Below are 6,194 nucleotides of genomic sequence, written 5' to 3'. Positions count from 1 at the left end.
TATTTAAAAATATTATCTTCTTAGAGAAATATGTCCATCAATCGGAAATCCTTCCCCTTTCCACGCCTTTCTCGAGGTCCAATCTTCAGCTGGATCAGACCAAAATGGATGATTAGCAGGGAGTCCCAATGGTAAATAGACCAAAGAAGTCATATAGAGACTCCCATTATTCGTATAGTAATTAGCCAAATTGGGCTGGTGGCCTACAAATCCAAGTCTCAAAAAATGCTTATCATCAAAATTTCCCTCAACAGAAAACATATTTTTCATTACTGTAGTAAGCGCACTTCTCACTTGTCCATTTTTCAAATCTCCAGGCAAACCATATTTCCATGCGGCAAGCGCCATTGATTGGAATGCCCCCATGCGATACACTACCGATCGTCCAAATGCCGGATAGGTGCCTTCTGGAGAAATAAGCCTTTCAACGAAAGTATTAAAGCGCTGCATTCTTCTAACCGCTAAAGAAACAGAAACTGGAGTTGAGAACTTATTAGCCTCACAGACCTCTAATACCTCCACATACATCGGATGTATTACATAAGAATTATAATAATCCAAGGCAAATTCCGGACCATCACTATACCAGCCATCACTCAGATACCATTCATTTATCTTATTGACGGCAACAGTAAGTGCATACATATCAGCCTTTTCACCTATCGACAAAAGGAAGGCCTCAGTCATGGCTCTGAAAAGCAACCAGTTATTATACGCCGGACGTATCACTCTCAACCCGATGAATCTATCAATATATCTTTGTTTAGTGACCGGGTCCAATCTATTCCAGGTTGCTTCAGGTGCGCGCATAAAACTTTCTGCAATATAAGCCGCATCCACCAATATCTGAGTGGGCCCCTCCCACAACAGGCAGTCTGGACTATCAGGATTTACCGCATTTTTATACGATGATATAGCCCAGCCACGGAGTTGCCTTCTCATTTTACCTTCCTTACTTTCATCATCTGGCAAAGCAAGCCAGGGTGAAATACCAGCCATCAGTCGCCCAAAGGCTTCCATATAAGCCACTCGTTTGTCTCTTCCATCCCAGATCGGGCTAAGTTCCAGATTCATGTTTTTCTGCAATTCACCTTTACTCATATTTTCAAGTATAGGCTGTGCTATCTTATAACACAGTTCGGTCCAAACTTCCCGGTCGTTGCTCTGTGGCACTTTATCATTTTTTGCAACAACATGAACAGACACTAACATAAGTGCTACTAAAAGCACACTTCTAAATTTCATCATAGCCATTTATCTTAATGCAAGTTTTTTACTCTTTTCTATGTCAACTTTTCTCTTCAATGCTTCCAGATAATAATAATCTGCATAATTCAAAGGAACATCTATTTCGCTGTTATGAGGAACACTTCCCACTGAATGCATCAGAATAAATCGTCCATTCTCACCCAGTTTTGCAGTGTAACGCTCTGAAGCAAGGCTTTCCATAATATGGTCAGCATATTCCTCATAGGAAATCGCACCAGGCACGCCCAATGTGCAAATCTCGTACAAGGCAGAAGCTATAACAGCCGCAGAAGACACATCTCTAGGCTCATCAGGTATTTTAGGTGCTTCCATGTCCCAATAAGGAACAAAGTCCTCCGGCATTTTTTTATGGTTCTTCATGAAATTAAAAGTCTTTATAGCCTGCTGCAGATATTTCTTATCGCCCGTGTAACGATAACACATAGTAAAACCATAGATGGCCCACGCTTGTCCACGTGACCAGACAGACTCATGAGAATACCCTTGTGCCGTATGACGATGTCTTACACTCCCATCTGAAAGGCTGTAATCTATGACATGATAACAACTTCCATCTGAACGAAACTGTTCCTTCAATGTTCTATCAGCATGTGCTACAGCAACCTTATAGTAAGCAGAATCACCAGAGAGTTTTGTTGCTTCAAACAACAATTCCAGGTTCATCATGTTATCAATTATAACCGGACACTCCCAGCCTCTTTGAGCCTGCCAGCTGTTTCCAGAAACATTCCAGCTTTGTATGGCTCCAGGCTTTTCCCGGAAACGGGTACATAAAGAGTTTGCTGCTTCTATCATCACGTCTTTATATGCAGCTTTTCCAGATAACCTAAGGCCATTTCCATAACTGCAATTCACAATAAAACCGATATCATGATGCCAGGTGAGTTTTTTAGCCTCATCTAATGCCTCCGTATACTTTTGTGCAACAGGAAGAAGCGTATTATCACCTGTAAGTTCATAAAGATACCACACACCTCCTGGAAAGAACCCACTTCTCCAGTCAGAGAAACCACAATAATAAACTTGTCCGTTCTTGTTCAAAGTCACAGGATTCAAAACCTTGCCACTGGCCTCAATTGTATCAATCTCCAACCCAATCTGACGCCAGGCATTTTCTACAGACTGTTCAACCCAAGATTCTTCTGTTGACTCAGCTTTTTTCATACAGCTGCTCAACCCACAAACGATTACTGCTACACAACAGTTTAACAACAACTTAAAAATGCCCATAAATGCTTTCACGTATTAAAGTTAATCTAAAAACGGATTGTAAAAATATAACAGCCCTTTTGCTCCTTTTCTTTAGCAATAAAGGACAGTCTGTAAACCTCATCTCCCCATACAGATGACAGTTTTTTATCCGTAAGTTTTATACATTCCTTTTTTACTTCAAACTTCTTACTATCGTATTCCAGCTTACCCTTAGAGCCATTTACAGAGATTTCAATTACACCATCCTTTATGATTATGTCTCCCCATGACAAGAAATTAATCACATTTTCTTTCTTTACCTCATTCAGTTCAAACCGGTCACTTATCACAAGAGCATCAGACTTCATTTTATAAGAGCGAATCCATTTTTTCACTTCAGCTTCATCAGGATAAGCTGTAGCAATGTTCGCAGAAAAACTATTCTTTGCAACCTTCACTTCCGTAGCCTTGTACTGCCGTCCGTACTTTTGAGGAACCCCGTTTATCATCGGCAAATTATGATAGTTACTCTGCATTGTCCAAATTGTGTATCTTTCACTACTAAATGTTTGTCTTGTGTAAGTACCGACTCCCGCATCAATAATAACCGGTATATTATTCACCCACAAAGAAAAACTGCCAGCATCATTATGGTTATGGCTTTCATCATTATATCCTCCCTTTGCAGCAAAAAAAGCCTTCTTATTTCTTACATAACAAAATTCCGTCTCAGGATACCAAGTATAAGGAACACCTGTATACGCTTCTTTATATGCACATAATTCATCCTCCACCAAAAAAGCTTCTAAAATACGGAACAGGTCACGACCTTTAAAAGAAAGCCTGCTTCCCTTATTCTGCATCGAGGCAAACTGTTTCAATATATCACTTTTTACAGCTTTTCCGTATCGATATATAAGATAAGGGTCTCCGCCTCCTTTGGCAGAAGCATCCGCAAAATTAACGACCCATCCATTCCCCACGTAACTTCTTGCAATATACTCTCCCATTGCTTTAATCTGCGGATTATCAAATATTGAAACTTTTCCACCTGTTATCCGATTCAACAAAACAAGATAATCAAGACACTTTCCTGAAGCATGTCCCCAATAAGAAGGACCTTCTTCACAAGCACCGTCAGAATGAACATAATTAAGAAACTTATCCACAGATTGCATACTACGGAAAACAGCTTTGGCAAGACGGTCTGCATCATTCTCCAGCAGCATAAATGTCATTAAACAATTACTATTGCACCATGGATTCCAGTTATTCACCATTTGACCCTTATAATTCGTAGCCAACCACCAGAAACTGTCATCATTCAAATAAGGTTTCATTATTCTTTCATCCAGTTCTCTATATAAGCGCCGGGAAATCTCCGGATCAATCTTGTCAAATTCCTCATGCATAAAATAATAAACCCATGATAAAAGGCCTCCCAAATCCCCGGCTGTTAAATCAATCAAAGGATAAGTGGGGGTAGGCAATGCACGGTGCGTAGGCTGAGTCACCAAATGAGCAGACAATGCCCAAGATGTCATCTCACAAGTATGAAAGACTCCATTGATAAGCTGGTCAATGAAACGCCCTTTCCCTTCTGCCAGTTCGGCAAGCATAAGTTTTACGATAGCTTGATTATTTTCATCAAAAGGCCGCTCCATAACTTCTCGGTTTCCACTTCTTTCAAACTCCAGATAATCTGTAGCCTTTACCACCTTCCAAGTGTACCCCAAAAGAGACTCCCCATTTTTAATTACCTCATCTTTATATTTCCCCAACAACAGATTCCATTCTTCCCGATCCGTATAAAAAGGATACTGAACCCATTCTTGATTTAAGACAAGACACTCCGAAAGACTTTCCTGGGATGCCACATGTTGAAGAAAATTTCTCTCAGTATAAGCAGCCACTTTAATACATGAAAGAAAAACTAAGACAATTAATAAAAAAAGACTTTTCGTTTTCATGATATTAGTATTAGTAATTAACACTGCAATGTTAAGGATTTATCATATAACCAAGTATTAATATTGTACTTAGTAGGTATACAAATTGTATACTATCACTTCCGGAGTAAGTTTAGGGTTATTTCACATGAAAGGAAATAACAACTCTCAGTTCACTGCTGTCCGGAGAAATTTTACCACAGCGTAAGCTGCCTAGAACCATCACCCTCCGGAACATTAGCAGTGAGGTCGGTTTGATTAAATATATCTTTGATGTCGCCTCTTTTGAAGAGGATTTGACCAATAGAGTTTGAAATGGAATGAAGACTTGGATTCAACATATAATGTTTCTTCGCAATGATAAGCAGAAGGTAGTCACAGATGGCAATCCATATCTGTGTGAACACAGCATTCTTGGTAGTTCCATAGAATGTTTTTATGTGCAGATGCTGCTTTATCCATTTAAAGAACAGTTCAATTTGCCATCTCTCCCTATACAACTCGGCAATAGTCAATGCCTCAAGCCTAAAGTTGTTGGAAAGGAAACGATAAACCGTATTTGTACTAAAGTCTTCATACACAACAATTCTAAGAGAATCGGGATACTTCCTGGAAGTGAGTGCCCCAGTCAATTTAATCGTTTCATCAGAGAGAAGTCCGGCAGATTGGTCTACCTCTCTACTATCAAGAACCTCGTAAAGCATATTTTCTTTTGCTCTTGTTACAAAAAAGGCATTATTAAGATGAAAATGCCGGAACAAAGAGTCAAACTTGACATATCCTTTGTCCATAAGATAGTAGGAGTTGGCTTCTACAGGTATCTTATCCATAATTTTGGAATCGTGAACCGCTCCTTCTGTCAGATGAACAAATGTCGGGATGGAACCCTTAAGATCCATCAAGGTATGCATCTTGACTGCTCCTCTCTCATGATGAAACTTAGCCCATGGACAAAGCTTCAGACACAGCTCAATAGTGCTGCTGTCAAAGGCATAGACCATTTCATCCAGGTCAATTCTAAGTTTCTGTCCCTTATATGCTTCCTTTGCTTGCCGTATCAGTACTTGTGCAAAGTCCTGATAGATACGCCAATCCTTCTTTTCATTCGCTTCGGCCAAGGTGGATTTGGGCATTACCTTGATACCAGAACGGTAAAGGTCAGGAGAACAAAGGTTAAGTGTAGTCTCTATGTCTCTCAGTCCGGACCTGTCCGTGAACTGAGCAAAGCTCATTACCATGAACTGGTCACGGCAAGTGAACTTGATGGCGTGCCTGTCACCCTTATAGCGGTTGACGCACTTCTTAAATTCATATGTGTTTATAAGAGACATAACCTGTGCAAATATTGTTTTTCCTTTGTTCATAGTTTGCAAAATTGGCTGTTCATACCTTCTTGCAAAACTATGATTTCTAATCGAAAAATTTTATCGTCCTTGTAACCAACTGAGTATTAATTAATAATAGCTGTTTTGGTGAATTTTCTCCGGACAGCAATGCTCTCAGTTATTAAAATCTCCCAAAGCTACAAGAATACATATCTAGCTATAAATCAAGACCATAAGATAGATAATATCTAATAAAGATATTGACTTACGAAACTTCCCCAAAAAACATCCGGACTTTTTTCACATATATATCGGACAATTCATATAATAGTATTCACAAATTATAACAATCTTTGCTGTGTCAATTATTTATAAACTTAAACTTATACTTATGAAAAATGCCAGGAACTATAAAAGCTCCATGACTAGAATACTAGCAGGAGTTTCTTTAGCTTTTTTT

The 6,194-nt window shown here is 39.3% G+C and carries 4 protein-coding genes; all 4 read right to left on the bottom strand.

Annotation, left to right across the window (positions count from 1 at the left end):
* Positions 1 to 12: 12 nt before the first annotated feature.
* Complete coding sequence (locus tag ACMJ0U_RS04320) at positions 13 to 1,245, bottom strand: DUF2264 domain-containing protein (protein WP_417128405.1); 1,233 nt, start codon at positions 1,243 to 1,245, stop codon at positions 13 to 15.
* 9 nt (positions 1,246 to 1,254) lie between these two features.
* Positions 1,255 to 2,433 (bottom strand): glycoside hydrolase family 88 protein, encoded by a 1,179-nt coding sequence (locus tag ACMJ0U_RS04315; protein ID WP_417128404.1) that lies wholly within the window; start codon positions 2,431 to 2,433, stop codon positions 1,255 to 1,257.
* Between the two features lie 92 nt (positions 2,434 to 2,525).
* Entirely contained in the window at positions 2,526 to 4,430 is a 1,905-nt protein-coding gene (locus ACMJ0U_RS04310) for a heparinase II/III domain-containing protein (protein WP_417128402.1), read from the bottom strand.
* A gap of 173 nt (positions 4,431 to 4,603) precedes the next feature.
* Complete coding sequence (locus ACMJ0U_RS04305) at positions 4,604 to 5,773, bottom strand: IS4 family transposase (protein WP_417128400.1); 1,170 nt, start codon at positions 5,771 to 5,773, stop codon at positions 4,604 to 4,606.
* Positions 5,774 to 6,194: the final 421 nt, after the last annotated feature.

Origin of the sequence: Phocaeicola sp. (assembly GCF_048170425.1) — a bacterium.
GTDB lineage: Bacteria > Bacteroidota > Bacteroidia > Bacteroidales > Bacteroidaceae > Phocaeicola.
Note: the sequence above shows the minus strand (reverse complement) of the source record. Positions and strands in the feature narration are given on the sequence as shown.

Excerpts from the sequence above, each read along its gene's own strand:
- ACMJ0U_RS04315 (WP_417128404.1), bottom strand. The coding sequence starts at position 2,433 with ATGAAAAAAGCTGAGTCAACAGAAGAATCTTGGGTTGAACAGTCTGTA.
- ACMJ0U_RS04305 (WP_417128400.1), bottom strand. The coding sequence starts at position 5,773 with ATGAACAAAGGAAAAACAATATTTGCACAGGTTATGTCTCTTATAAAC.
- ACMJ0U_RS04310 (WP_417128402.1), bottom strand. The coding sequence starts at position 4,430 with ATGAAAACGAAAAGTCTTTTTTTATTAATTGTCTTAGTTTTTCTTTCA.
- ACMJ0U_RS04320 (WP_417128405.1), bottom strand. The coding sequence starts at position 1,245 with ATGAAATTTAGAAGTGTGCTTTTAGTAGCACTTATGTTAGTGTCTGTT.